The organism is Planctomyces sp. SH-PL62, assembly GCF_001610895.1.
Lineage (GTDB): Bacteria > Planctomycetota > Planctomycetia > Isosphaerales > Isosphaeraceae > Paludisphaera.
The window spans coordinates 714,177-738,051 of record NZ_CP011273.1; the positions used below are offsets into that span (position 1 = coordinate 714,177).

The 23,875-nt window shown below is 70.5% G+C and carries 19 protein-coding genes and 3 tRNA genes; 14 read left to right on the forward strand and 8 right to left on the reverse strand.

The window, feature by feature from the left end; all coding sequences use genetic code 11:
- Positions 1-50: 50 nt before the first annotated feature.
- From VT85_RS02730 to VT85_RS02745, 4 genes are all read right to left on the reverse strand, one after another.
- On the reverse strand, positions 51-254 hold the full coding sequence (locus VT85_RS02730; protein WP_068410166.1) for a hypothetical protein: 204 nt from the start codon (positions 252-254) through the stop codon (positions 51-53).
- A 21-nt stretch (positions 255-275) separates the two neighbouring features.
- Complete coding sequence (locus tag VT85_RS02735) at positions 276-1,202, reverse strand: nitrilase-related carbon-nitrogen hydrolase (protein WP_068410170.1); 927 nt, start codon at positions 1,200-1,202, stop codon at positions 276-278.
- 25 nt (positions 1,203-1,227) lie between these two features.
- The gene (locus VT85_RS28210) at positions 1,228-2,139 is read right to left on the reverse strand and encodes a tetratricopeptide repeat protein (RefSeq protein ID WP_068410174.1); all 912 of its coding nucleotides are present in this window, start codon (positions 2,137-2,139) and stop codon (positions 1,228-1,230) included.
- A gap of 117 nt (positions 2,140-2,256) precedes the next feature.
- Positions 2,257-6,123: a serine/threonine-protein kinase gene (locus VT85_RS02745; protein WP_068410178.1), complete on the reverse strand. Its 3,867-nt coding sequence runs from the start codon at positions 6,121-6,123 to the stop codon at positions 2,257-2,259.
- A 243-nt stretch (positions 6,124-6,366) separates the two neighbouring features.
- Here VT85_RS02745 and VT85_RS02750 point away from each other — a divergent pair.
- From VT85_RS02750 to csrA, 4 genes are all read left to right on the forward strand, one after another.
- Positions 6,367-6,440 (forward strand) — tRNA-Arg (locus VT85_RS02750).
- 74 nt (positions 6,441-6,514) lie between these two features.
- Positions 6,515-6,588: transfer RNA gene (locus VT85_RS02755), tRNA-Arg, on the forward strand.
- A 259-nt stretch (positions 6,589-6,847) separates the two neighbouring features.
- Positions 6,848-7,564 (forward strand): RNA polymerase sigma factor, encoded by a 717-nt coding sequence (locus VT85_RS02760; protein WP_068410181.1) that lies wholly within the window; start codon positions 6,848-6,850, stop codon positions 7,562-7,564.
- 245 nt (positions 7,565-7,809) lie between these two features.
- Positions 7,810-8,013: a carbon storage regulator CsrA gene (gene csrA, locus VT85_RS02765; RefSeq protein WP_068410184.1), complete on the forward strand. Its 204-nt coding sequence runs from the start codon at positions 7,810-7,812 to the stop codon at positions 8,011-8,013.
- 53 nt (positions 8,014-8,066) lie between these two features.
- On the opposite strand, the gene VT85_RS02770 is transcribed toward csrA, so the two are convergent.
- The gene (locus VT85_RS02770) at positions 8,067-8,630 is read right to left on the reverse strand and encodes a DJ-1/PfpI family protein (RefSeq protein WP_068421283.1); all 564 of its coding nucleotides are present in this window, start codon (positions 8,628-8,630) and stop codon (positions 8,067-8,069) included.
- Between the two features lie 231 nt (positions 8,631-8,861).
- On the opposite strand from VT85_RS02770, the gene VT85_RS02775 reads away from it, so the two are divergent.
- Positions 8,862-8,933, forward strand: a tRNA-Glu gene (locus VT85_RS02775).
- Positions 8,934-8,967: 34 nt separating this feature from the next.
- Here the strand turns inward: VT85_RS02775 and VT85_RS02780 are convergent.
- Positions 8,968-9,996, reverse strand: a complete 1,029-nt coding sequence (locus VT85_RS02780) for a histone deacetylase (protein WP_197491059.1) — start codon at positions 9,994-9,996, stop codon at positions 8,968-8,970.
- Positions 9,997-10,075: 79 nt separating this feature from the next.
- The gene (gene zwf / locus VT85_RS02785) at positions 10,076-11,650 is read right to left on the reverse strand and encodes a glucose-6-phosphate dehydrogenase (RefSeq protein ID WP_068410187.1); all 1,575 of its coding nucleotides are present in this window, start codon (positions 11,648-11,650) and stop codon (positions 10,076-10,078) included.
- A gap of 223 nt (positions 11,651-11,873) precedes the next feature.
- Between zwf and VT85_RS02790 the strand changes: the two genes are divergently transcribed.
- The 7 genes from VT85_RS02790 (at position 11,874) to VT85_RS02820 (ending at position 21,093) form a co-directional block, all read left to right on the forward strand.
- Positions 11,874-12,368 carry a hypothetical protein gene (locus tag VT85_RS02790; protein ID WP_068410189.1) on the forward strand — a complete coding sequence of 165 codons (495 nt, stop codon included), beginning with the start codon at positions 11,874-11,876 and terminating at the stop codon, positions 12,366-12,368.
- A 42-nt stretch (positions 12,369-12,410) separates the two neighbouring features.
- Positions 12,411-13,505 carry a dipeptidase gene (locus VT85_RS02795; RefSeq protein WP_068410193.1) on the forward strand — a complete coding sequence of 365 codons (1,095 nt, stop codon included), beginning with the start codon at positions 12,411-12,413 and terminating at the stop codon, positions 13,503-13,505.
- Between the two features lie 99 nt (positions 13,506-13,604).
- Entirely contained in the window at positions 13,605-18,068 is a 4,464-nt protein-coding gene (locus VT85_RS02800) for an ion transporter (protein WP_156512639.1), read from the forward strand.
- A 58-nt stretch (positions 18,069-18,126) separates the two neighbouring features.
- Positions 18,127-18,837, forward strand: coding sequence for a DUF2334 domain-containing protein (locus tag VT85_RS02805; RefSeq protein ID WP_068410199.1), 711 nt, complete (start codon positions 18,127-18,129; stop codon positions 18,835-18,837).
- Positions 18,837-19,466, forward strand: a complete 630-nt coding sequence (locus VT85_RS02810) for a methyltransferase domain-containing protein (protein WP_068410210.1) — start codon at positions 18,837-18,839, stop codon at positions 19,464-19,466. The genes VT85_RS02805 and VT85_RS02810 overlap by 1 nt, the downstream gene beginning before the upstream one ends.
- Positions 19,467-19,476: 10 nt before the next feature.
- A complete protein-coding gene (locus tag VT85_RS02815; protein WP_068410213.1) occupies positions 19,477-20,280 on the forward strand; it encodes a glycosyltransferase in 804 nt (267 codons plus the stop codon).
- A gap of 21 nt (positions 20,281-20,301) precedes the next feature.
- Positions 20,302-21,093 carry a hypothetical protein gene (locus tag VT85_RS02820; RefSeq protein WP_068410216.1) on the forward strand — a complete coding sequence of 264 codons (792 nt, stop codon included), beginning with the start codon at positions 20,302-20,304 and terminating at the stop codon, positions 21,091-21,093.
- A gap of 21 nt (positions 21,094-21,114) precedes the next feature.
- Here VT85_RS02820 and VT85_RS02825 read toward each other — a convergent pair whose 3' ends face one another.
- Positions 21,115-22,317, reverse strand: a complete 1,203-nt coding sequence (locus tag VT85_RS02825) for a glycosyltransferase family 4 protein (protein WP_197491060.1) — start codon at positions 22,315-22,317, stop codon at positions 21,115-21,117.
- A 230-nt stretch (positions 22,318-22,547) separates the two neighbouring features.
- On the opposite strand from VT85_RS02825, the gene rpsL reads away from it, so the two are divergent.
- Positions 22,548-22,940: a 30S ribosomal protein S12 gene (rpsL, locus tag VT85_RS02830; RefSeq protein ID WP_068410224.1), complete on the forward strand. Its 393-nt coding sequence runs from the start codon at positions 22,548-22,550 to the stop codon at positions 22,938-22,940.
- A gap of 148 nt (positions 22,941-23,088) precedes the next feature.
- On the forward strand, positions 23,089-23,562 hold the full coding sequence (gene rpsG / locus VT85_RS02835; RefSeq protein ID WP_068410227.1) for a 30S ribosomal protein S7: 474 nt from the start codon (positions 23,089-23,091) through the stop codon (positions 23,560-23,562).
- Positions 23,563-23,875: the final 313 nt, after the last annotated feature.

Below are 23,875 nucleotides of genomic sequence, written 5' to 3' on the forward strand. Positions count from 1 at the left end.
GCGGGGAGCCCGGACCGCGCCTGGGCGGCGGCGCCGTCGTGCGTTTCGGCTCAGGCGGTCAGTCGCGCCGGGAGGCCCGGCGCGTCCGCGAATCTCGGCAGCCCCTTGCCCGGCGGCGGCGAGGCCGGGATCTCGGTCGGCTCGTCCTCCCCCCCGCAGCCCCCCGTCGCGGCGAGGGCGAGGGCCAGCGCGAGGCCGAGAATCAGCGAGGCGGGCGCGAGCCGGGGACGGCGGCGGACGGGACCCAGAGGCATGGAGGCTTCCCCAGTGGTTCATCAATCGGGCCGGCGATGGATCGGCCGGGCGTAGAGCCCAGTATAGGCTTCGGTGCGCAGCTGCGAAAGCATGTGATGGCCCTGGCGGCGGTCGCGCTCGGCCCGCAGCGCGGCGAGGTCGATCGGCCCGACGACGATCTTCTCGCCGGGGCCGGGATCGGCCTGGGCCAGGATGCGGCCGTCGAAATCGACGACCATGCTCCCCCCGGGCCAGGAGAACGGCGGGTAGTTCGCCGCCGACGCCGCCTGGTTCGAGGCCACCACGTACGCCAGGTTCTCCACGGCCCGCGCCCGGTTGAACAGCGTCCACCAGTCCATCGGCGGGGTCGCGCCCCAGGGGTCCATGTACGCGGAGACCCGGATCAGGACCTCGGCGCCCGCGAGCGCCAGGGCGCGGATCGCCTCGGGAAACAGCCAGTCGTAGCAGATCGCCGCGCCCAGGCGGCCGATCTCGGTCTCCGCCACCGGGAAGAGCGGCTCGTCGTAGCCCGGCAGGTCGTGGGGGCTGGCGTGGAGCTCCCACGGGAGCCAGGGGTTCACCTTGCGGTAGCGGCTAAGGATCCCGTCCGGGCCGATCAGGCAAGACGTGTTGAACACCGAGCCCGGCCAGCGCGGGTCGACCTCCAGGAAGGTGCCGGTCTGGATGTAGATCCCGCGCTCGCGGGCCTTCGCGGAGTAGCGGTCGGTGTGCTCGTTCGGGATCGCCAGGGCGAGCCTGTCGGTCAACTCCTCGACCGTCGCGTAGATCGGGACGGCGTGCGCGAACTCGGGGAAGACGACGAGCCGGACGTCGAAGAACGGCGTGTAGCCGACCACCGCCCGGTCGACCATCGTCAGCATGTGGTCGACGCGGCCGGCGATCTCGTCGCGCGAGCGAGGGCAGGGAAGGTCGATCTGGCAGGCGGCGGCGTAGTATCGAGGTGTCACGTCATGGGTCCGAGGGTCGTCGGGCTCAGGGAGCCGGGGGCTGGAAGGGGTCGCGGCCCGGCTCGGGCGCGACGGGATCGAGCGGCGGCGGCTCGCGGTCGCGGAGCCGAGCGGCGTCGAGGAACGCGGCGAGGGCCACGTCGGGCTTGCGCCGGGGATCGTCCAGGCGGAGGAAGACGTCGGCCGCCTTGTTCTCGCGACGCGAGAGGAACCACTGGGCGCCCAGCACCAACCAGGCGTCGCGGTCCTCGGGCTTCTGGTGCAGATGCTCCTCCAGCCTGGCGAGGTGCCGGGCGAAGTCGGCGGGCTCGGCGTAGAGCGCCTGCACGTCCTTCGCCGTGAGGATCCAGCCCGGCTCGGCCGTCTCAGCCTCCCGGAGCAGGTCGGCCGCCTCGGAGTAGCGTTCGCGCACCAGGGCCACCTGCGCCAGCCGGAGTCTGGGGCCAGCCACATGGGGGTTCAGGCGGATCGCCTGACGGTAGCGATCCTCGGCCCGCTTGAGGTTCCCGACCCGGAACATCCGGTCGCCGTAGGTCGTGTAGCGCTCGGCGCGCTCCAGGTCGGCCTTCTTCACGCGGAACGTCGGGCGGACGGCCGCCGGGCGGGGAAATCCCGGCGGGGGGACGGGAACCGTCGGGCCGGAGGACGGCGGCAAGGCCCAGAAGACGGCTCCGCCGCCCGCGCCGCCGAACGGGACGTGGACCGTCGTCACCGGACCGTTCGGGGTCCCTCGCACGACCGGGTAGGGTCGATACCATCCCCAGCCCCACCCCCAGCCCGAGGAGGCCGCGGCCGGGATCTGGGTGGGATCCCCCCCGCCGGGGCCGGCCTGCGCCTTCCCGCCGGCGGCCTGTTCCGCCGAGGCGAAGCTCGGGGGGCTTCCCGCCGCCAGAAGGCTGCCGGTGATCAGCACGCCGACAAGCTCGATCCTCGCCATCGCGTCCGGTCCTCCCTGTCGCGTGGACGCCTCTCGAATCGGAGAAGGGGCACATCGCAATTATCGCGGTCGGGCGCCGCGAGGGGAACAGCGATCGTCCGATTCGGGGCGGGGACCTCAGCGCTTGCGGCCGGGGGCCGGCGGTCGGCCGAGTTCCAGGACCGAGGCGGGCGCGCCGACGTCGAACCGGGGGCGGGCGGCGTTGGGGTTCGGCTCGAGGATCAGGTCGGTCGCCTCGATCCGACCGCCGCGCCCCCGACCTCGAAGGCGAACGGTGGGAGCGGCCGCCCCCGTGCGGGGGCCGCTCACCTCCCGGATATGAGTGCCGCCCCAGAGGTCGATCCACTGCGCGACGACGTCGCGGGTGCGGTTCGGCAGCGGCGCCTCGCCGGCCGCGGCGTATCCCTGGACCTCGATCGCGTCGTTCCGCTGGCTCCAGAAGACCTGGCCCTGGGCGAAGCAGTCGACGTCGGCCCGGCAGAGTACGCTCGTCCGGGGAGGACGCTCGGAGAAGTCGACGTACGCCGTGTCGCTGCTGGAGACCAGCCAGGGGCGATCGGGCCCAGGGGCCTCGCCCGGCCAGGCCGACATCCGGACGGCGGCCCCGCCGACCGCCACGGTGCAGCGTTCCACGATCAGGTCGGCGAGGAACCGCGAGCGCGACACCCGCGCCGGGTGGAGTTCGATCGCGTCCCCCCTCGCGGCCAGGATGCACCTCGACAGCGCCACGAGGCCGCTCCCGACCTCGGCGTGGAGGGCGTCCCCGGTCGTGGTCAGGACGCACTCGGAGAGGACGGCGACCGGTCGGTCCGGGGCGTCGATCAGCGGCGAGGATTCGACCGGGCTCGGTCGGGGACGGGTCGTCGCCGCGCGGAACGAGACGAGGATCGGCGGACGTTCCAGCCCCGTGGGAACGCTCAGCTCGCATAGCCGCAGCGCCAGCGATCCGTCGTCGACCCGGATCAAGGAGTTGATCCTGGTCTCCTCCTCGACGCGGAACCGCAGGCCCGAGAGGCTCAGGACGCCACCCGTCGCCGCGATCAGGGCCTCTCCCTCGACCCCCGGGGCGGGCGCGAAAACGAGCGAGGCCGCCACAGGGTCGGCCGGTGGCTCCACCCGGATCTCGACTGTCGAGCCGGCGGGGAGCCGGACGGGCGTGAAGCGTCTGGTCCCGGAGCCGACCACGCGGACTCGGAGCCGTCCCCCGGCCGCTCCCGCCCGGTCGCGCAGGAAAGCCCCGAGATCGCCGTCGTACGGCGTGGAGGCGTCGGCGTCGAACGTCAGGTCGACGGCCCCTGGGGGGAGCGGCCCGCTGGGAGCGGCGATCCCGGGCGTGGCGGGAGTGGGGAAGTTCAAGAGCGTCCGATAGATCAGATACGGCCGGGACTGGGCCACGGCGTCCACGATCGCCTCCCAGCCGGGGACGTAGGGGCGGAGCGTCGTCGGCGCCAGGTCGGCCACCCACGGCGTGTCCGGCCACTCGGTCGAGATCTCCCGCGAGGTCGCGCCATCGGTGTTCCACGTGGAGCGGAACGCGGCGAGGTTCCGTGACCGGATCGTATGCTCCGGGCCCGTGCAGAAGTACCCAGCCCAGCCGGCGAACTGGTTGTTAGACCCCGCCCAGTCGAGCATTCGGCCGAGGTCCGCGTCGGGCAGGTCGCTGGAGGTCAGGCTCGCCACGCCCGTCCCATGGAACCGACCGAGCACGGAGTCGAACGCGCGGACGCGGAGTCGACGGGCCTGGGCGTCGGACCGGGGACCGCCGCCGAGGTCGATGAACGGGCCTCGGCAGCCCGCGACGGCCCCCAGCATGAACAGCCGATGCTCCGCTTGCGGGGCCGCGTCGGGAGTGCGAACCAGGGGGCCTTCCACGGCCAGGATCGAGCGGAAGGCCGCCACGTCGACCTGACCCCGGTTCAGCTCGAGGAGCGTCGCCACATCGCCCCGGATCAGGCTGTCCTCGATCCGGACCCGAGACGGCCGCGGGGGCCGGGTCGCGTCGTCGGCCCGGAGGAAGGCGAACGGGGCGCGGGCCGGGTTGAAGATGGTGACCGTGCAGTTCCTCAGCGTCAGGCGGAACCCCGAGCCGTGGAAGAGCGCCCGCTGGTTCATTCCCAGGTCGCGGACGTTGACCACCAGGTCCAGCGAGTCCAGCGTCAACTCCCGGCCGTCGAGCGAGAACACCCCCGGCAGCGCCCGCACGGCGTCGAGCTTGGGGCCCTCGATCAGGACCGTGGCGCGGTAGCCCGGACGCGAGCGGATCACTCGGGCCTCGCCCGAGACCCTCAGGTCGTCGACCGTGAACGGCCCGACGTCGGCCAGCTCCACCACTCCCCGAGGCACGTCGAGGGCCAGTCGGAGCGAGGAAACCGCGCCGGCGTCCTTGTCGTCGGCCGCGCGGCGGACCACCGTCGTCGGGCCGTCGACCTGGGTGGCGACCGGCTTGCGGGCCCAGTCCGGGAGGTAGTTCCCCAGGACCTCGACCGGATACGTCTTCGGCGGCAGGGCCGCCTGCGGGGGATCGCTCGGCTCGACCCAGCTCGACGCCTCGGCAGGGGCCGCGGCGTCCGCCGGCCGTTCGACGTCGGCCGTCGCCGAGGGGACCGGGGCCGGCGACGGGATGGGCGGAGCGGTCGCGGCGAGCCGCGGCGCCTCGTCGAGTTCCTCATGGCTTCGGCGCCGGGACGTCGCCGCCGGCTCGGGGAAGCGTGAGGAGGTGGGGTCCGGGAACGGCCGCAGGATCAGGTCCATGCCGATCACCACGACGATCACGATGGCGCCGATCACCACGCAGCGGAGAATCCAGGCGTCCTCGGAGACCTCCGTCGAGGTCCGGGACTTCGGGAGCGTGGTCCCGCCCGCCGGGGGGCCGGGAAGGCTCAGGAGCATCGGCGTCGCGGCCCCGGCGGGGGAGACCGAGGTCCGGGCCTCTTCCAGCAGGTCGGGTGCGAGCGACGCGAGCGAGATTTCCGGGAGCGACGAGGCGGGCCGCCGAACCGGGTCGGGCGGCGGGTAAGGCGCCGGGACCGCGACTGGAGTCGGGCTCGGGCCGGGGCTCGGGCCAGGGCGGTCGCGACCGGGCCTACGGGTCGCCGGCTCCTCGTCGATCGGGACCAGCGCTACGCTCGATTCGTCGCCCCCCAGCGCGCCCAGGGCGGAGAGCAGCTCGCGGTAGCTTGCGTAGCGGTCCTCGGGGCGCTTCGCCATCATCCGCTGGAGTAGCGCCGCCAGCGCGGGGGGGAGTTCGGGCCGCACCTCCCGGACGTCGGGCGGGGGGGTCCGCGCGTGCTTCGTCAGCTTCTCGGTGATGTCGCCGCCGGGGAACGGGGGGAGGCCCGTCAGGAGGTAGTGGAACGTGCAGCCCAGGGAGTAGATGTCGCTCTGGATGCTTGTCGCGCGGCTGTCTCGAGCCTGCTCCGGGGACATGTAATCGACCGTGCCGACGGTCGTCCCCTCGCGGGTCACCCGCTCGTCCTCGGACTCGGGACGGAGGGCCAGGCCGAGGTCGGTGATCTTGACCTCGCCGAGGGGCGTCCGCAACAGGTTCGACGGCTTCACGTCGCGGTGGATCACCCCTCGCGACGCCGCGTACTCCAGCCCCCTCGCCACCTGGACGATCAGGCCGGTCGCCTCGTGGGGCTCCAGCGGCCCGCGATGCTGCACGTAGTCGTGAAGGTCGCCCCCCTCGATGTATTCCAGCACCAGATAGTAGCGGTCCCCGTCGCTCCCCCGGTCGTAGATGGAAACGATGTTCGGGTGCTGCAAGGCCTCGGCGCTGCGGGCTTCGGAGACGAATCGCTTCAGGATGTTGGAGTTCCGCGCCATGTAAGGCGGCAGGACCTTCAGCGCGACCTCGTGACCGGTCTCCAGGTGCGCAGCGCGATAGACCGAGCTCATCCCCCCCGAACCCAGGGGGTGCATGATCCCGTAGCTCCCGATGCGGGTCCGGTACGACCCCTGGCTGGTCGACTCGGTCTCGGACATGATCCCTCTCGAAGCCCGTTCGAGTCGTGTTCGTCCCCCCATCGAAGTCTATGATACGCAACCGGCGAGGCGGACGGACAGGGGAGGCGCTCGCCCAAAACCTCGCCCGCGATCGAAAGCCCCGCCCGGCGAGCGGCGTACGGCCCCGCGACCGGACCGTCCGGGACGCCCACGTCGCCGTGTCTCCGTTGACACGTTGACACCGAGGGCCTTCCAGACGAGAATCAGTCCGGCATCGATGAGGCGCTCGTAGCTCAGGTGGATAGAGCGGCGGTTTCCTAAACCGCAGGCCGCAGGTTCGAATCCTGCCGGGCGCATCCGACGTCGGAATTCAGGCCGGGCCCGCCGGGGGCCGGTCGGGGTCTCGTCGCGCGGCCGATCCACTACCCACGCGCCCGTAGCTCAGGCGGATAGAGCAACGGTTTTCTAAACCGTCGGTCGCAGGTTCGAGTCCTGCCGGGCGTATTCGTCGGCAACGCGTCCCCGGATAGCCCGCCGCAGCCACGGATCGCACCCGGCCGGGGCGGTCGCCAGCCCACTTCTCCAAATCCCTGATCTGGCCCGTGCGGCCGACGCGGCGGCTGTCGTACGATGAAAGAAGTCGTACGATGAAAAGATGGAAGTGCGGCCCGACGGCCCCCGAAGCGGTTTCCCGTGAAACGCCGAGGGCCGGTTCTCGGAGGGGTCGCCTGCGACGGCCGACACGGCCCATGGGACGCCCGCCATGTCTACGCCCGAAGAACGGCTGACCGAGATCCAGACCAACTGGACCACCATCACCAGCGCCCACGGCCCGGGCCCCAACAGCCAGCAGGCGATGGGCGAGCTCGTCGGCCGCTATCACGACGCGCTCACCCGGTACATCCACCTGAAGGTCCGCGACCGACACCTCGCCGACGAGGTCCTCCAGGAGTTCTGGACCAAGCTCCTCACCGGCAAGCTCGCCGGGGCCGACAAGACCAAGGGCCGGTTCCGCGACTACCTTCGCACCGTCCTGCACCGGCTCATCATCGACCACTTCCGGACCCGGAAGCTCCAGGCCCTCCCCCCGGGCGACCTGCTCGACGCCTCCCAGCCCGACGAGGATTTCGACCGCGTCTGGCGCGAGGCCGTCCTCAACCGCGTCTGGTCGAGGCTCGAGACCTACCAGGCGACCACGCCCAAAAATCGCTACGCCACGGTCCTCCAACTCCGTCGCGACCACCCCAAGGCGTCCATCGACGAGATCGCCGAGCAACTCGCCGCCCTCGTCGGCGCCCCCGTCACCCCGGAAGCCTTCCGCAAGAACCTCCAGCGCGCCCGCGCCAAGTTCATCGAACTCCTCGTCGTCGAGCTGAAGGAGACGATCCACCCCACCGACAACGCCGACGTCGAGGCCGAAATCCACGACCTCGGCCTCGGACGGCTCTACCGCCGGTATAGCACCGGCGTCGACCACTGAACCTCTTGCGAGACTGAACCTTGCGGGGCAGGGGGACCGTCGGGGAGGCCGGCGACGATTCTCGGGCGCCTGCCGACCGTGATGAAAATTCCCGCGTCCCCTTGACCGCCCATCTTCCGTATGTACAGTTGTTTTAAAGAAGGATCATGCCTGGTCTTACCACGCACTCGTCTTTCTTCACGGCGTTCTGGTCCTGACATCGGATGGTTCGCGCACCGCGCGATAGGCACCAGAGAGGAGCGGCGATGCTGGTTCTCTCCCGCAAGACGAACGAATCGATCATCATCAGCGACAGCATCACGGTGACGGTGATCGAAATCCGAGGCGACAAGGTGAGGCTGGGCATCACGGCCCCCAAGGACGTGACCGTCCATCGCCAGGAAGTGTACGAAGCGATCCACAACCAGGCCCGGTCGGAAGACCAGGGCTCCCGGACGATCAACCCTTGAACTGATCTCCCGACGCGGGTCGTCTCCCCGGAGCCTTCCCACGCACCCGGCCATCAGCTCGAACCGACGCGTGGTCTCAGCAGCTTGACGAACTCCCGCATCCAGGGGCCGTTGTCGGGCCACGCGCGGGCCGTCACCAGATCCTCGTCGACCACGACCTCTCGGTCCAGGAACTCCCCCTGCGCGGCGCGGACGTCTCTCGCCAGCTCGGGGTAGCAGGTCAACGTCTGTCCCCTGAGCAGCCCCGTCGCCGCGAGGATCAGCGGCCCGTGGCAGGTCGCCGCGATCGGCTTTCCCACTTCCAGAAAATGTCGCGTCACCTCGACCACCCGGCCGTGATTCCGGAGATACTCCGGCGCGCGCCCGCCGGGAAGCACCAGGGCGTCGTAGCTCGTCGGCTCGGCGTCTTCGATGGCGAGATCCGCGTCGATCCGGTAGCCGCGCTTCTCCGTATAGGTGGCGAAACCGGGCTCGAAGTCGTGGACGACGGTCTGGATCGCCCGCTTCTCGGGAGCGGCGATCTCCACCGTCCAGCCTTCTTCCTCGAGCCGCGCCTTGGGGTAGAACACCTCCAGGGCCTCGGCGGCGTCCCCGATGATCATCAGGATCTTGACCATGCCGTCCTTCCCGAACCAGGACTGGTGGAGTCCTCCCATCTGGTCCCGATCGCGACAAGTTATCGGTCCCTGACTCCGGCCGCAAGTCGGTCGCGAGGTTAACTGGTGCCTTCAGCAAATCCCGCGCCCCGCCGCGCCGCTTCGCAAGGCACGCGCAAAAGGGGAAGGGGACCGACTTAGGCTTGACCGACGGGGGCTCGATCCGCTACATTGCTCCCTGTCCGGTACGACGGCCCCGTCGTCTAGTGGTTAGGACACATGCCTTTCACGCATGCAGCACGGGTTCGACTCCCGTCGGGGTCATTGATCTCTCCTCCCTCGAAGCCTTTCGGTCCCTCTAAGGCTTCTCCGGCCGGCCCGCTCCCAGGGCTTCAAGATGCGTCTGGACGCAGCCGGCCAGCAGCGACGGATTGTAGCCCCCTTCCAGGATGCTGACGATCCGTCCTCCGGCGTGAGTCTCGGCCACGTCGACGATGTCGCGCGTGAGCACGTCGAAATCCTCGAAGTCGAGGCCCAGCCCCCCCACGGGGTCCTCGGCCATCGCGTCGAACCCCGCGCTGATGATCACAAGCTCCGGCCGGTGCCTGTCGGCCAGGGCGTGCAGCCCCGCGCGAAACGCGGCACGGCAGTCCCGAGGGGCCGTGTTGAAGGGGAGGGGGATGTTGGTCGTCAGGCCCAGCCCGGCACCCGTGCCGGTCTCGTCCTTCAGGCCGGTGCCGGGATAGAACGGGTGGCGGTGGACCGAGAGGAAGGCGACCTCGCCGGAATCGTAGAAGGCGTCCTGCGTTCCGTTGCCGTGGTGGACGTCGAAGTCGACGATCAGGATGCGATCCACCTGATGTCGCGCGAGGGCCTCGCGGGCGGCGACGGCGACGTTCGCGAACAGGCAGAAGCCCATGGCGCCGCCGGTCAGGGCGTGATGGCCCGGGGGCCGGACCAGGCCCATCGCCCGGCGATACTTGCCTCCCAGCACGTCGGCCACGGCCTCGATCGAGGCGCCCGCCGCCAGCCGAGCCGCCGTCAGCGAGCCGGGAGACATCCAGGTGTCGGCCTCGAGCGCGCCGCCGCCTCGGCGGTCGACGTCTACCACGGAGGCGAGGTAGTCCCCGGTGTGGACCCGCCGCAGCTCCTCGTCGGTCGCCTCGCGCACGACCCCGGCGGGGCAGGCGTCGAGCATCCCCGTGCGTTTGAGGTGGCGGAGCACGGTCTCCAGCCGCTCGGGCTTCTCGGGATGCGCCGGGGGAGGGCGATGTTCGAGCATTCGACGATCGACGTACAGGGCGACCGACATGCGGACCTCCCCCGGGGCCGGGCCGGGGCGGATCGGGTGGAGCAGGGCGGGGAACCACGAGGACGCCCCGATCATACCAGAGCGTCGGCCGGGTGCGAGCCGTCCGCCGGTTCCACGTGGAACCGGCGGACCTTGATCCAACCCTCTCGATCGATCAGAGCCGACGCCAGCGGGCGCCGTCGCGGCGGACCAGTTCGTCGGCCTCGGCGGGGCCCCAGGTGCCGGCGTCGTATTTGACGGGGGGAGGGGCGTCGGGGAGATCCCAGGCGTCCAGGATGGAGGTGATGAACCGCCAGGCGTTCTCGACCTCGTCGGTGCGGGTGAAGAGGGTCGGGTCGCCGAGCATCACGTCGAGCAGGAGGCGTTCGTAGGCTTCCGGCGGCGGCGCGGCGAAGGCGGTGCCGTAGCGGAAGTCCATGCGGACCTCCTGGAGCCGACGTCGCGATCCGGGGATCTTGGCCTCGAACGTGAGGCTCGCGCCTTCGTTGGGCTGGATGCGGAGCACCAGTTGATTGCCCGCCGACTGGCCGTCGTGCTCCACGTCGAAGAGCTGGGTCGGCGGCTTGCGGAACTGGATGGCGATCTCGGTGGCCCGCTTGGGGAGCCGCTTGCCGGTCCTCAGGAAGAAGGGGACGCCGGCCCACCGCCAGGTGTTCAGGGTCAGCCGGATCGCGACGTAGGGGGAGGTGTGCGAATCCGGGGTGACCCCCTTCTCCTGGACGTAGCCGGGGACGTCCTCCCCCTCGATCGAGCCGGCCGCGTATTGGGCGCGGACGACGTTCTCGTAGACGTCGGCCGGGGTCCAGTGGGGGAGGGCCTTGAGGATCTTGACCTTCTCGTTCCGCACGGCGTCGGCCGAGAGGTCGACGGGGGGCTCCATCGCGACCAGGCAGAGGAGCTGGAGCATGTGGTTCTGCACCATGTCCCGGATCGCGCCGGCGGAGTCGTAGTAGGAGCCCCGGTTGCCGGGCATGCCGACTTCCTCGGCCACGGTGATCTGCACCGAGGAGACGAGGCGACGGTCCCAGACCGGCTCGAACAGGCTGTTGCCGAACCGGAAGGCCAGGATGTTCTGGACCGTCTCCTTCCCGAGATAATGGTCGATGCGGTAGATCTGGCTCTCATCCAGCACCCGCGAGGCGTCCAGGCTCAGCGCCCGGGCGCTTTCCAGGTCGTGCCCGAACGGCTTCTCGACCACCACCCGGCTCCAGGGGCTCTCCTGCTGCCAGGGGTAGACGAGTTCCGCCTCGCCGAGCTGCTCGATGATCGGGCTGAAGAACTCCGGCGCCACGGCCAGGTAGAAGACCCGGTTGCCGCGCGTGCCGTGCGTATGGTCCAGCTCTTCCAGCTTCGCCTTGAGGTTCTGGAACGAGTCGGGATCGTCGAACGTCCCGGGCGCGAACACCAGGCGGGAAGCGAACTGGGGCCAGACCTGCTTGAAGTCGCCGTTCTTCTCCTCCTCGGACACCGACTTCTCGAACTCGCGCCGGAGGTCGTCGTCGGTCCAGTCGCGGCGGCCGAAGCAGACGATGGCGCATTCGGTGGGGAGGTTCCCCCGGTGGTACAGGTGATAGAGCGCCGGGACGAGCTTCCGGTGGGCGAGGTCGCCGGTCGCCCCGAACAGGACGATGGCGCAGGGCTGCGGCGCCTGCGCCCGGGGAAGTCCCTGCCGGAGCGGATTGGAGTCGGGCGAGGGGGCGGACGGGGACTCGGAAGCGGGCTCGGCCATCGGTATAGGTTCTCGTGCGAGACTTCGGACGGTGGGACCATGAAGAGAGGATTCGCGATCTCCGAGACGTCTCGGACCGTCCGATTCTAGGAAGCCGCGACGGCCCCATCAAGGGAAGGAATGCCCCGGCCGGCGCGAGGCCGCCATTGCGACCGTCCTCGGGTTCTGGCAATCTGATCCCTCGACGCCCCGATCGCCACCCCCAGACCAAGGCTGCCCACCGATGTCGTTGCTCCGTTCGCGGTCTCATCGTAGGGCCCCGTTCCTGATGCTCCTGTTCGGCCTGGCGCTGATCGGGGGTCAGGCGTACCTCGCGGCCGGGCCGGACGCGGCCGAGTACGCCGTGAAGGGCTCGTTGCAGAAGCTCCTGCTCCAGATCCCGGCGGGCGTCGTCGCGGTCGTCGTCGCCTCGAAGCTGATCGACTGCGATTTCGGGCCGCTCTCGGTGGTGATGCTCAAGCTCGCCGGGATCATGGTGCTGTCCGAGGGGGTCGGCTGCTGGGTCCCGATCCCGTTCTTCAGCATCATGGCCGAGCTGGCCGTGATGGTCGTCGGCTTCTTCTGGATGTTCGAGCTCTCCAAATGGGAGACGTATCTCGTCGTCCTGCTGAATATCGCGGCGATCTTCGGGGCGAGGTATCTCGTCGACCAGTACATGAACCCGTCGCACAGCTACTGGGCCGCCGACGAACGCCCGAGGCGCGCGCGGCGACGGTAAGACGACCCCGGCGAAGACGCCGACGAGGAGCGACCCGGAACCATGAGAACGCTGATCGACGGCCACCTGGACCTGGCCTGGAACGCCCTGGGATGGAATCGCGACATCACGCTCGACCTGGACGAGATGAACCGCCAGGAAGCGAACCTCACCGACCACCCCGGGCGGGGCAGGGCGACCACCAGCCTGCCGGAGCTGCGCCGGGGGGGCGTGGCCATCTGCCAGGCCACGCTCCTCGCCCGCGCCAAGGCCGTCAGCCGATGGGACGAGTTCGCGCAGGGGCCGCCTCGCGCCAACCTGGATTGGCGCACCCAGGAGGGCGCATCGGCCGCCGCCCGGGGCCAGCTCGCCTACTATGAATTGCTGGAGCGTCGCGACCTCCTGCGGCCGATCCGCACTCGCGCCGAGCTGGACGACCACTGGGCGCGCTGGGGGGCCGACCCGGATTCGACCCCGATCGGCTACATCCTGGCGATGGAAGGCTCCGACCCCATCGTCGAGCCCGACCACGCCCAGGCCTGGTGGGACCTGGGCCTCCGCTCCGCGAACCTGGCCCACTACGGCGCCAGCCGCTACGCTGTCGGCACCGGCGAGGAAGGCCCGCTGACCCCCGCCGGCCTGCGGCTGCTCCGCGAGTTCGAACGCCTGGGCATGATCCTGGATGTCACCCACCTTTCCGACGAAGGGTTCTTCCAGGCGATCGACGCGTTCTCCGGCCCGATCCTCGCCAGCCACAACAACTGCCGCGCGCTCGTCCCGGCCCAGCGCCAGTTCTCCGACGAGCAGTTGAAGCTCCTGATCGAGCGCGGCGGCGTGATCGGCGTGGCGCTGGACGCCTGGATGATGTACCCCGGCTGGGTCCGGGGCGAGACCTCGCGCGACGTCGTCGCCCTGTCGGCGCTGGTCGACCACATCGACCACATCTGCCAGCTCGTCGGGAATACGCGCCACGTGGCGATCGGCAGCGACCTCGACGGCGGCTTCGGCACCGAACAGACCCCGAAGGGCCTGGACCGGATCTCCGACCTCCAGAAACTCGATGGCGACCTCGCCGCCCGAGGCTACCCCGACGAGGCCGTCGACGCCGTCTTCCACGGCAACTGGCTGCGCTTCTTCCGGGAGCACCTGCCGGCCTGAACGCCCCGATCGGCCCGCGACGACGCCCGAATATTGTGGTTATGATGGAGCCGCGGAGCCGGGCTCAACCCCCAACGGGAAGGTGCGGAGCGACCATCGGTGGCCGAGGTCACATGGAACGAGCGCGCGTGGTGTGAGCAGGCCCGGTGCCTCGCCCGGCTGGGGGAGGGGGGCGGGGACGAGCCCGCGCGCGCCGCGAGGCTGGCCCGGTTGCTGGCCCACGTCGAGGTCGGCTGGCGGATCCGATCCGGGCTCGACGCCCATCCCCCCGACTCGGAACTCGAGCGGATCCGCCGCGCCGTGGTCCGGGGCCTGGCCGAGCTGAAGCGGGCCGTCGAAGATTTGATCGCCGGGGCCGATCCCGAGGGGGGCGTGCACCGCCTGATGACGGCGAAGCTCCGCGAGTGGACCGCCCGCGAGCGGCTGGCGCTCCAGGGGCTCACCAACCTCGGCGCGGGCGACCCGCTCCACAGGCTCCTGGCGATCGACGCCTTGCGAGGCGACCTCGACTGGCTGGGGACCCTGCTGGACCGCCTGGAAGGGGAGCCGGGCCCGGGCCCGGCCGCCTGGCTCGAAGTCGAGCTGGCCAAGGTCCGGCGGCTCCTGGAGCGCGAGCCCAGACACCACTCCAGGGGCCGGGCCCGCCGCGCGACGCTCCGGGCCCGCTGCGAGCGGATGCGCGGCATCCTCCTGGAACGTCGGGTTCGCAAGGAGCTGGACGCCGCCTTCGAGGACGCCACGCCCGAGCGGCTCGCCCTGGTGCGCAACAAGCTCTCGCGGCTCCAGGCCCGCGTCGGCGCGCTGGAGCTGGTCGACGACGAGCCGGGGCCGGAACCCGACGAGGACGCCCCCGTCGCCGCCGAGGCCGAGCGCCGTGGCGACGACCTCGAAGCCTGGACGACGGCCCTGGCCGCCCGTCGCGGCGAGGTCGCCCGGCGGCTCGACGCCAGCCTGATGCAGCTCCCCCCGAACGAGGCGGGGAGGGCCTGCGAGCGGATCGTCCAGGGCGCTCGCGACGAGCTCGCCGAGATGGTCGCCTTCCTCCAGGACGCCCCCCTGCGCCGGGCGGTCCTCCGTTTGGAGACCGCCGAGGAGGACGTCGACGGGCTCGCCGAGGCCGTCCAGGCCACACGCCGCGCCTGCCGCCGCGCCCCCGAAGACCAGCGGCCCTCGGCCGAGGAGGCCCGACGGCTCGACGAGGCCCTCGTCGACGTCCGCCGCCTTCGCCGCACCATCTGGTGCGAATGGCAGGAGAAGCTGCTGACGCTCCGGCTCCGCAACCTGCTCGGCGCCGCCGGCGCGGCGTTCCTGGAGAATGCGGTCATCCTCCTGATCGTGGCGCTGTCGTTCCTGATCGTCGCCGAGACCTTCCTCGACCGCGCCGGCGGGCTCACCCCGGAACGCCGCGCCCTGTTCGCCTGGCTCGACCTGGCCGTCTGCTCGGGGCTCCTCGCCGAGTTCGCGCTCCGGCTGATCCTGGCCCCGGCGAAGGGGCGCTACCTCTGGCGCCACTTCGCGATCGACTTCCTGGCGTCGCTGCCGTTCGGGTTCCTCGCGTACGCGCTCGACGCCCACCTGACGACGCGCGGGGAGGAGACGCTCTGGCTCCTGCGCTATCTGCGGTTCGCCCGGATGCTGGAGTTGCTCCGGCTGGCGATCCCCGTCGTCCGGGTGATGCGGCTGATCCTCTTCGCGCTCCGCCTCAGCGACCGCCTGGTGCGCCGCAATGCGGGACTGCTGAACCGCAACATCATCCTGTTCGAGCCCAACCGCGCGCATCACGCCGAGTCCGGCGACCGTCATCGCCTGATCATGCTCCGCACGGAACTCCAGGCCGCCGAGGCCGCGCTCGATCGCCGCCTCCACGCCGGCCAGCAGAACGACCTGGCCGCGCGTCGGCTCGCCGACCTGGGAGTGCGCCTCGAATTCCTGCCGGACCGCTACATCGAGCCCCTGAGCGAGCACCGCGACGAGCGCGAGATTCCCGTCGAGGCCCTCGTCGAGCGGCTGATCCAGCTCACGCCCGAGACCCTGATGGACCGGATGGGCCAGACCTTCGTCGCCTCGGTCGACGCATACATCCGGGTCCTCGACTTCCCCATCGTGCGCCGCCTCCCCCTGATCCGCAACCTCGTCGCGCACCGCGAGAAGTCGCCGGCGGAGGCCGTCACGCTGGCGGCGAACTACGTGGGCTACGCCATCCAGCGCGGGCTGGACGTCATCTATTTCCTGGCCGACCTCCAGGCGACGCTCTCGCCGGCGATCTTCCTCGACCGCCTGGGCCTGACCCTGGTCAACGCCACTCGCACGCCGGCCAAGCGGCTGCTCTGGTTGGGGTCCGCCTTCCTGATCCTGTTCTTGATCGTCAACCTCGTCACCTTCCTGAGCGCGTTTCGGCCGTTCGTCGACGCCGTGCAGCAGCGCCTGGGGTGGCCGGTGATCGCGCTCGGCGGCGTCTGCCTCGCCATCTGGTCGCTCGGCTCCTGGCTCCGCAAGATCGCCAACCAGTCGGCCGATTTCTGCGAGCGGATCGTCGAGGCCCAGTTCGCCGCCCAGACGAAGACGTTCAAGGCCCGCCGATCCGAGCAGGACGCCCGGTTCCTCGCCGAGCGGGTCGTCGATCCCGAGCTGGCGATGCGGGCGGCCGACGACCACCAGCCGGAACTCTACCGCACCCGCCCCACCGCCGCCGCCGACGTCGAAGCCCTGTTCGCCGGCCCGCAGACCTGCTTCGCCAATCGCGAGCTGACCTTCCTCCGCAACATCCGGCTCCTCTACCAGGACTACCTGGACGGCTCGCCGTTCCACCGCAGCGACGTGAAGACCTCGGTGCAACTCCTGGGCAATCTCGCGCTCGCGAACCTGAGACGGAGCCGCCTCGATTTCGTCCTCCGCGAAAGCCGGGCCCTGGGGAAGCTCGACCTGAGCCGGGCGGGGGGGCTCCTGGGTGGGCCGTATCTCTGGTTCAACTACATCACGCGGAGCATCGTCCAGGAGACGGCCGTCCTGCTCCTGGACTACAACGCCAACGCCGTCCCGCTGGACCGCCTGGCCTGCTCCCCCCCCGAACGCCGGCGGGCGTTCCAGGAATGGCTCGGCGAGCGACTTAAAATCGACCCGAATGAAGTCCGGCTCCCAGCGCCCAACGTCCCCAGGGCGTGGGAGCCGGGGGGCTCCGAGCCCCAGCCCCCCCGCGCCCCAAGGCGGCGCGAGGCCGCCGCGTTCCTGGAGACCGTCGAGTTCACCGCGATCGACTTCCTCGCCGAGGAGCCCGATCGGGACCTAGAAATCCTCGGCCGGTTCGGACCCCAGGTCGCGCAGCTCGTCCGCCGCGACCGCCAGCAGAACGTCCGACGCGCCTTCCGCAGCTTCCCGCTCCAGGAACTGCCGCCGGCCCAGCGCACCATCAATCCCTACGCCTTCTATGAGAGTCGGCTGTCGGGGGGCCGGATCGTCTTCTTCCCGATCGTCGTCGCCGCCGCACTCTCACGGAGCGCCTGGATCGCCGTGCGCGGGGTGTACGACGGCGTCCACCAGATCCTCAACCCCCGCGTGAGCCGCGACCGCGAGGTCCCGGCCGACTCCTACGCCGCGGCCCATCGCAAGATCCACCGGATGCGCAAGCCGGTGTTCATGGGTTCGCTCTGGCTCCGCGCCCGGCTCGACGTGGAGTATCTGGGCCTGCGGCTGCCGACCTCGCCGGTCGTGCTGGGGTTCGATTCGACGATGGAGTCCGACCTGGACTTCATCGGCGCCTCGCGCAAGGATCGGATCATCGCCGAGCAGATCCGCCGCGACCACCAGCGCCGGCTGACCTGGACGGCGGGCTGGCTGGAGCGGTTCGGCTGGACGCTCGACGAGCTTCCCGACTACCTCGCTCGCGAGATCCCCTACCTGGCGAATCGGGCCGCCGAGGCCCTCCGCGCCCTGGTCGCCGCCTGCGCCCTCGACCACGACGACGTCGCCACGCTCGGGCTTTCGATCGAGGCCCTGACGATCCTGACGGAGTACGCCGCCTCCCCCTCGTCGAACCTCAAGAAACTCCCCGCCGGCCTCCCGGACCCGGTCCTCGACCCGAGGCGGATCTGGCGGCCCGTCCCCCGCAAGGGCCCCCCGTGGCGACGGCTGTTCGACCTGCCGGCGTTCGCCCACCACGGCCCGGTCGCCCGGAAACGGATCGTCGCCTTCCTCCGCCGCCACCGCCGCGCGACCCGGGGCTGGTTCCGCGTCGTCATGGGGCAGGGGGGGGCCGACCCCTGGGCCGAGGTCCGCTCGCGGCTCCACGACGTCCTGCTCAAGACCGACCTCTGGAGCGACCAGATCCTCATCCTCCGCGCCGTGCAGACCCTCACCATGCTCGACGTCCACCACAACTGCGAGCTGGTCTGGTCGCTGGGCGGCTACGAGGACCCCGAGCCCGCCGAGCCCCCTCCGCCCCCCGCAACGGCGGCGGCCCCCTCGCCTCCGACTGGTGGTCCGACCGACCCGACCCGGAACACGTCGCGGCCGAGGCGTGAGGACACCTTGCAATGGCATGAACATGTTATTCAGTGCCAAACGTGAACAAGAACAATCTGCGACATCGGACGCCGGGCCGCCAGCGCGCGCCCGTTCGTTCGCGGTGGTCGTCCACGACGTCGCGCCGGCTTTCCTGGGGCGGCTCGTCGCCATCCATCGCGCGCTCGCGCCACGGCTCGGAGACCGGATCTCCGCGGCCGTCGTCCCCTGCTGGCGCGGAACGCCGCTGGGCGTAGGGGGCTCCGACGCCGAGTTCGTCCGGCTCATCGATGAGGGCTTCGGCGAGGTGTTGCAACACGGCTGCACTCACCTTCAGGACCGGCCCGGCGTGATCTCGCTCTTCTCGGGCCGTTCGAACGAGCTGAGCGGCCTGTCGACGGCCGAGACCCGCGCCCGACTGGAGCGCGGCCGCGAGATCCTCCGGCGGCGTTTGCGGTCCCCCGTCGCCGGCTTCACGGCCCCGGCCTGGCAGGCCGGCCGCGCGACGACGGACGAGCTGTCCCGTCTCGGCTTCGAATATCTGGTCGCTTTCGGCGCAATCCGGTTCGCCCGCAAGCCGCCGATCCCGCTGACCACCTGGTCATGGGACTGGGGGGTCGTCGGCCCTCTCGGCCGGGTCGGCGAGTGGCTCGGCGACGGCCTCGCCGCGCTCCGACCGGACGCCTCCCCCTGCGTCGTCATCCACCCGGCCGACGTCGACCGGGGCTATCTCCCCAGGAGTCTCGGCGTCATCGACGGGCTCCTTCGAGCGGGGCGCGTCCCCGTCCTCTTCGGGGACCTGGCCGCCGTTCCCACGGAGGGACCGGCCCGTTGATGCACTCGCTCCACGGCCTGTTCCACCGTCGGCTCGACCGGCGCGCCGAGCGGCTCGCCGGTCGTCTCGCCCCTCACCTCCCCGCCGAGGCGCGGCTGCTCGACATCGGCTCGGGGACCGGCCATAATGCGCGGAGCTTGCGTCGGCGGCTGGGCGGGGCGTGCCTGGAGGCCGACGTCGTCGACTTCCATGTCGTGGGGGACGGGCCGATGCTCTTCGACGGCGAGCGACTCCCACTGGCCGACGACGCGGTCGACGTGAGCCTGATCATCCACGCGCTGAGCTACGCCGACGACCCGGTCGGCCTGCTGCGCGAGGCCGGCCGCGTGGCGTCGCGCAGGGTCGTCCTGATCCAATCGACATATCGAGGTTCCCTGGGACGAGTCGTGCTCGGTGGGCGGGGCTGGGTCCAGGGTCGCGGCGCCTTCCGGGCCTGCCGGGCGCTCGGTCTCATCCCCCCGGTTCGCGATCCGCTCCGGCCTCGACGCGCCTTCACGCGCGAGCGGCTCGAAGCGGCCGTCGAGGAAGCCGGCCTGCGTGTGAAGCGTCTTGAACCCGAGCCCGGCCTCGCGGCGATCACGAGTCGAGACCTCCTCGTCCTCGACCGTCCCTCACGTTCGACCGAGTGAGCCTCATCGTATGCCAGACCGACCCGTCCCGCCGTCGCTCTCCGTGGTCATCCCGGCGCGGAACGAAGAAGCCTTGCTGGGGTCGACGCTGAATTCCGTCATCCGGGCGCGAGCCGCGTTCGACTCGTCGGACGAGGCGAGGTCGGCCGTGGAGATCCTCGTCGTCGACAACGCCAGCTCCGATCGCACCGCCGAAATCCTGCGCCGCTACGCCGTGTCGGCCGGGGTCCGCTCCGTGTGCTGCGACCCGCGCGGGGCGGCCCACGCTCGGAATCTGGGCGCCCGCCTCGCGCGGGGCGGGATCCTGATCTTCCTGGACGCCGACACGCATCTCCCGCCGGGGGCGATCCGTCGGATCGCGGCCCTCTGCGGCGAGGAGGGATTCGAAGCCGGGATCACCGGCCTGGGCGCTCTCGACGGCGGCCGATTGGCCAGGGGCTGGTGGGCCTTCTGGAACACCGTGCGCCGGCTCCCCATCGCCCGCGCCAAGGCGATGCCCGCCTGCATGTTCTGCACCCGGAAGGCGTTCGACGAATTCGGGCCCTTCGACGAGCGCGTCGCCATCGGCGAGGAGTGGCCGATCCTGGCCGGCCTCTACCGCGCGCGGCCCGACCGCCTGATCTACGACCGGACGACCGTGGCCCTGAGTTCCAGCCGTCGCATGGAACTGCAACGATACGGCTACCTGCGGACGTTCGCCAAGTACGTCTGGGCCATCCTCAGCTTTCAGGGCCGGGTCCACTACCACGACCGCATCCGCCACCCCTCGACGCCCGACGCCCTGAGCGTCCCCTCACCCGTCGAGCCCTCCTGAATCGCGAGGCCAGGTCGTCCCATGCGATTCGGATTCGCGATTTCCGAACCGGGCTGGCTCGGTCCGATCCTCTCCGGGATCCGGCTCAACCGCGTCGAGCGCCGGCTCTGCCCCGACCGCGCCCCGCTCATCGCCAAGCGGCGACGATGGTACAGCCCCTGGCTGATCGCCCCCGGCAACCTCTACCTTCGGTGGCTCGAAGCCGGCGTGCTCGTCCTTCCCGATCATCCCTGGCGCGACTGGGAACGCGCGGTGCATCGCCGGCTGTACGGGATCGAATGCGAGATAGATCCCCAGGGTTGGCTGCTCCTGCCGCTCTGGCCCGGGGTCGCCCTCGACGAGCACGCCAACGATCTCACGATCCCCCTTCGCGAGCGACTCCACGCGATCGCGACCGCGGTCCGCGCGCTCAAGCAACTGCATGAGATCGAGACGCGCCTGCTCGACGGCGAGATCGGCCGGCTCAGCCACGGCGACGCCACGCTTCGGAACGTCGTGTACGACCGCGACTCTTCACGGGCCCGCTGGTTCGATTTCGACACCGTCCACGAACCTTCCTCTCCCCCGATCGCCCGCCGGGCCGACGACCTTCGCGCCGTGCTCCACTCCGCGCTGGAGGCCGTGCGCGACGCGACGGTCTCGGACCTGTTCGAGACCGTCCGAGCGGCGTACGACGAACGAGCGGTCTGGGACCACGTTCGCGGCCTCCTCGCGCGAGGCTCGCTCCATGCGAGCCCGTTTCATCTGGCGCAGGCTCGTCCGCCGCTCGAGAGTCGAAAGGAACTCGAACGTCTGATCCGGCGGGGGGGCTGATTCGGGGGCTCCGCGACCGATTCAGCGCCGCTCGACGAGGGCCTCGACGAGCCGGTCGTTGGCGGCCTGCCAGCGGTATCGCGAGGCGATCTCGCGGCCGAGTTCGGCGCGTCGGGCGCGTTCGTCGGGCTGGTCGAGGAGGTCGCGGAGTGCGTCGGCGATCGCTTCCTCATCCTCGGGGTCGAAGTACCATCCAGCCTCGCCGCCGATCTCGGGGAGGGCCGTGGAATCGGCCAGGGCGACCGGGGTCCCCTGCGCCATGGCCTCGACGGCGGGGATGCCGAAGCTCTCGCAGAGCGAGGGGAAGACCAGGGCCGTCGCCTCCGCGTAGGCGGCGCGGAGGGCCTCGGCCTGACGATAGCCGGGGAGCCGGACGACGGCCTTCGGGCCGATCGCGGCGATCGCCTCGCGAAGCCCCCGCTCCTCTTCCGGGGCGCCCGAGCCCAGCAGCACCAGCGCCAGCTCGCCCGACGCCACCTCGGCCAGGTCCGCCGCGGCGCGGATCAGCCGGATCAGATTCTTCCTCGGCTGGAAGTTGGCGACCGACAGTATATAAGGAAGGCCGTCCGGCAGTCCGAGATCGGCGCGGACGCGCCCGCGGTCGGCGGCGGGGGTGGGGGCGAAGAACAGATCCTCGGCCGCGTTGGGGACGTAGGCCACCTTCCCCTCGCAGTCCGGCACCACCTCCAGCAGCCTCGCCGTGTTGAATTCGGAGACCGAGAGGATCAGGTCGGCCTTCCGAAACGCCGAGGTCGTGTTCCGTCGCAGCCGCTCCGAGCCGAATCGGAAGCCCTGCAAGACGTCGTGGCTGGTGACCGCCACCTTCGCCCGGCGGGTCGGGACCTGGAACTCGGCCGGGCAATAGACCCAGTCGGCCGCCCCGGCGAGCCACTCCATCGGGGGCAGGGGGGAGGCCCGCCACCACCGCAACAGGTCGCGGGTGCGCACCGGGAGCTGGCGGCGCGGGACGTCGCCCAGGCCCTGCCAGTAGGCCAGGCCGTCGGGATGGGTGATCCGACCCGAGACCACGTTCAGGGCCACGTCGGGCCGCTCCGCGAGCCGTTCGAGCTGGGCCAGGGCGTGCCTCGTGACCCCCGTCGGCGCGTAGCAGGCGTTCATGTCGTACAGCCAGGCGACCCGGATCACGCGACGCTCCATCGTATTGCGGCGGGGGGCGTTCCGTCTCGGTGGATGGTACGCCGCCCGGAAACGCGGTGTCAACATCCTTGACAGGACCGCGCCGGCCGGTACACTAAATGCTTTGGATCGAGATAGACCGCCAGAATCCGACCGGGCAGCGTCGTCCGAAAGTTGCTTCGGGCCGACACGTCGCGGGTTCCACGGAGCCGCCCGCCTCGCGGCGATTCGGTCGTTCCTGGCCGCCGCGGCCTCTATGTTGTACGCGACGGCCGCGACCAGGACCAAGACAAGGACGACAGGGAAACGACGAGAACATGCCGACCATCAATCAGCTCGTTCGCAAGCCGCGCCGGCCCGTCAAGTATAAGACCAAGTCGCCGGTGCTCGAGGGTTGCCCGTTCAAGCGGGGCGTCTGCCTTCAAGTCAAGACGATGACCCCGAAGAAGCCGAACTCGGCCCTCCGCAAGGTGGCCCGCGTCCGGCTCTCCAACGGCAAGGAAATCACCGCCTACATCGGCGGCGAAGGCCACAACCTCCAAGAGCACTCGATCGTGCTGATCCGCGGCGGTCGCGTCCGCGACCTCCCGGGCGTCCGCTACCACATCGTCCGCGGCGTCCTCGACTGCCAGGGCGTCGGCGACCGCCGCCAGGCTCGGTCCAAGTACGGATCGTCCAAGAAGAAGGCCGCCCCCGCCAAGAAGAAGTAATTCCGGCCCGGCCGGCCCGGCCCGATCGCACGGACGTCGTCGCCGCCCAGACCCCCGGTCCGCTCCGAGCCGAACCGTCGGCTCGCACCGGGGGCCGCGAGGCTCCTCCCGAATCCTTCGTGCCCCTTATTCCGCAGGATCGACATTCATGGCCCGCAAGTTCACGGCGAGCAAGACCCACCTCCGGCCCGATCCGCGGTACGGATCGAAACTGGCCGGCAAGTTCATCAACTGCGTGATGCACAACGGCAAGAAGAGCGTCGCCCAGCGCCTCTTCTACGACGCCATGGAGCTGATCCAGAAGCGGCTCCCCAACGACGAGCCGATCGACGTCTTCACCCGCGCGGTCGAAAACGTCAAGCCGCTCATCGAAGTCCGCTCCAAGCGCGTCGGCGGCGCCACCTACCAGGTCCCGATGCAGGTCAACAAGACCCGTCAGCAGACCCTGGCCATCCGCTGGCTGCTCATGGCCGCCCGCGAGAAGAAGGGCCGCCCGATGGCGATCAAGCTCGCCGACGAGCTGATGGCCGCCTACAACCGTGAAGGCGCCGCCGTCACCCGCCGCGAGAACGTCCACCGCATGGCCGAAGCCAACAAGGCCTTCGCCCACTTCGCCTGGTGAGCTAGGCCCACGCCAGCCGCCCGATCCACCGCGAACGGCCGAAGAAGCGACCCCTGGTCCGCTTCCTCGGCCGTTCGCTTTTCGAACCCTATCTCGCCATCTCGCCCCACTGTCCCCTTCAGGGACCATTGCGCGCCGAGCGATCCTCCGTCTTCTCGGACGGACGCGCCGCGGCCGAAATCAGCGAGGCGAAAATGGCCGAACGAACCCAATCCTCGGGTGCCGGATCGTCGATCTAAAGCCAATCCTATAAAACGTTTGCCGCCGATGGCTTCGCCTTTCGCCCCGGGCGAACGAACCCAATTCGGGCGGC

What these genes read in the sequence shown, in the direction of transcription:
- VT85_RS02730 (WP_068410166.1), bottom strand. Translation starts at nt 254, where the DNA reads ATGCCTCTGGGTCCCGTCCGCCGCCGTCCCCGGCTCGCGCCCGCCTCG.
- VT85_RS28210 (WP_068410174.1), bottom strand. Translation starts at nt 2,139, where the DNA reads ATGGCGAGGATCGAGCTTGTCGGCGTGCTGATCACCGGCAGCCTTCTG.
- VT85_RS02745 (WP_068410178.1), bottom strand. Translation starts at nt 6,123, where the DNA reads ATGTCCGAGACCGAGTCGACCAGCCAGGGGTCGTACCGGACCCGCATC.
- VT85_RS02760 (WP_068410181.1), top strand. Translation starts at nt 6,848, where the DNA reads ATGTCTACGCCCGAAGAACGGCTGACCGAGATCCAGACCAACTGGACC.
- csrA (WP_068410184.1), top strand. Translation starts at nt 7,810, where the DNA reads ATGCTGGTTCTCTCCCGCAAGACGAACGAATCGATCATCATCAGCGAC.
- VT85_RS02770 (WP_068421283.1), bottom strand. Translation starts at nt 8,630, where the DNA reads ATGGTCAAGATCCTGATGATCATCGGGGACGCCGCCGAGGCCCTGGAG.
- VT85_RS02780 (WP_197491059.1), bottom strand. Translation starts at nt 9,996, where the DNA reads ATGATCGGGGCGTCCTCGTGGTTCCCCGCCCTGCTCCACCCGATCCGC.
- zwf (WP_068410187.1), bottom strand. Translation starts at nt 11,650, where the DNA reads ATGGCCGAGCCCGCTTCCGAGTCCCCGTCCGCCCCCTCGCCCGACTCC.
- VT85_RS02790 (WP_068410189.1), top strand. Translation starts at nt 11,874, where the DNA reads ATGTCGTTGCTCCGTTCGCGGTCTCATCGTAGGGCCCCGTTCCTGATG.
- VT85_RS02795 (WP_068410193.1), top strand. Translation starts at nt 12,411, where the DNA reads ATGAGAACGCTGATCGACGGCCACCTGGACCTGGCCTGGAACGCCCTG.
- VT85_RS02810 (WP_068410210.1), top strand. Translation starts at nt 18,837, where the DNA reads ATGCACTCGCTCCACGGCCTGTTCCACCGTCGGCTCGACCGGCGCGCC.
- VT85_RS02815 (WP_068410213.1), top strand. Translation starts at nt 19,477, where the DNA reads ATGCCAGACCGACCCGTCCCGCCGTCGCTCTCCGTGGTCATCCCGGCG.
- VT85_RS02820 (WP_068410216.1), top strand. Translation starts at nt 20,302, where the DNA reads ATGCGATTCGGATTCGCGATTTCCGAACCGGGCTGGCTCGGTCCGATC.
- VT85_RS02825 (WP_197491060.1), bottom strand. Translation starts at nt 22,317, where the DNA reads ATGTTGACACCGCGTTTCCGGGCGGCGTACCATCCACCGAGACGGAAC.
- rpsL (WP_068410224.1), top strand. Translation starts at nt 22,548, where the DNA reads ATGCCGACCATCAATCAGCTCGTTCGCAAGCCGCGCCGGCCCGTCAAG.
- rpsG (WP_068410227.1), top strand. Translation starts at nt 23,089, where the DNA reads ATGGCCCGCAAGTTCACGGCGAGCAAGACCCACCTCCGGCCCGATCCG.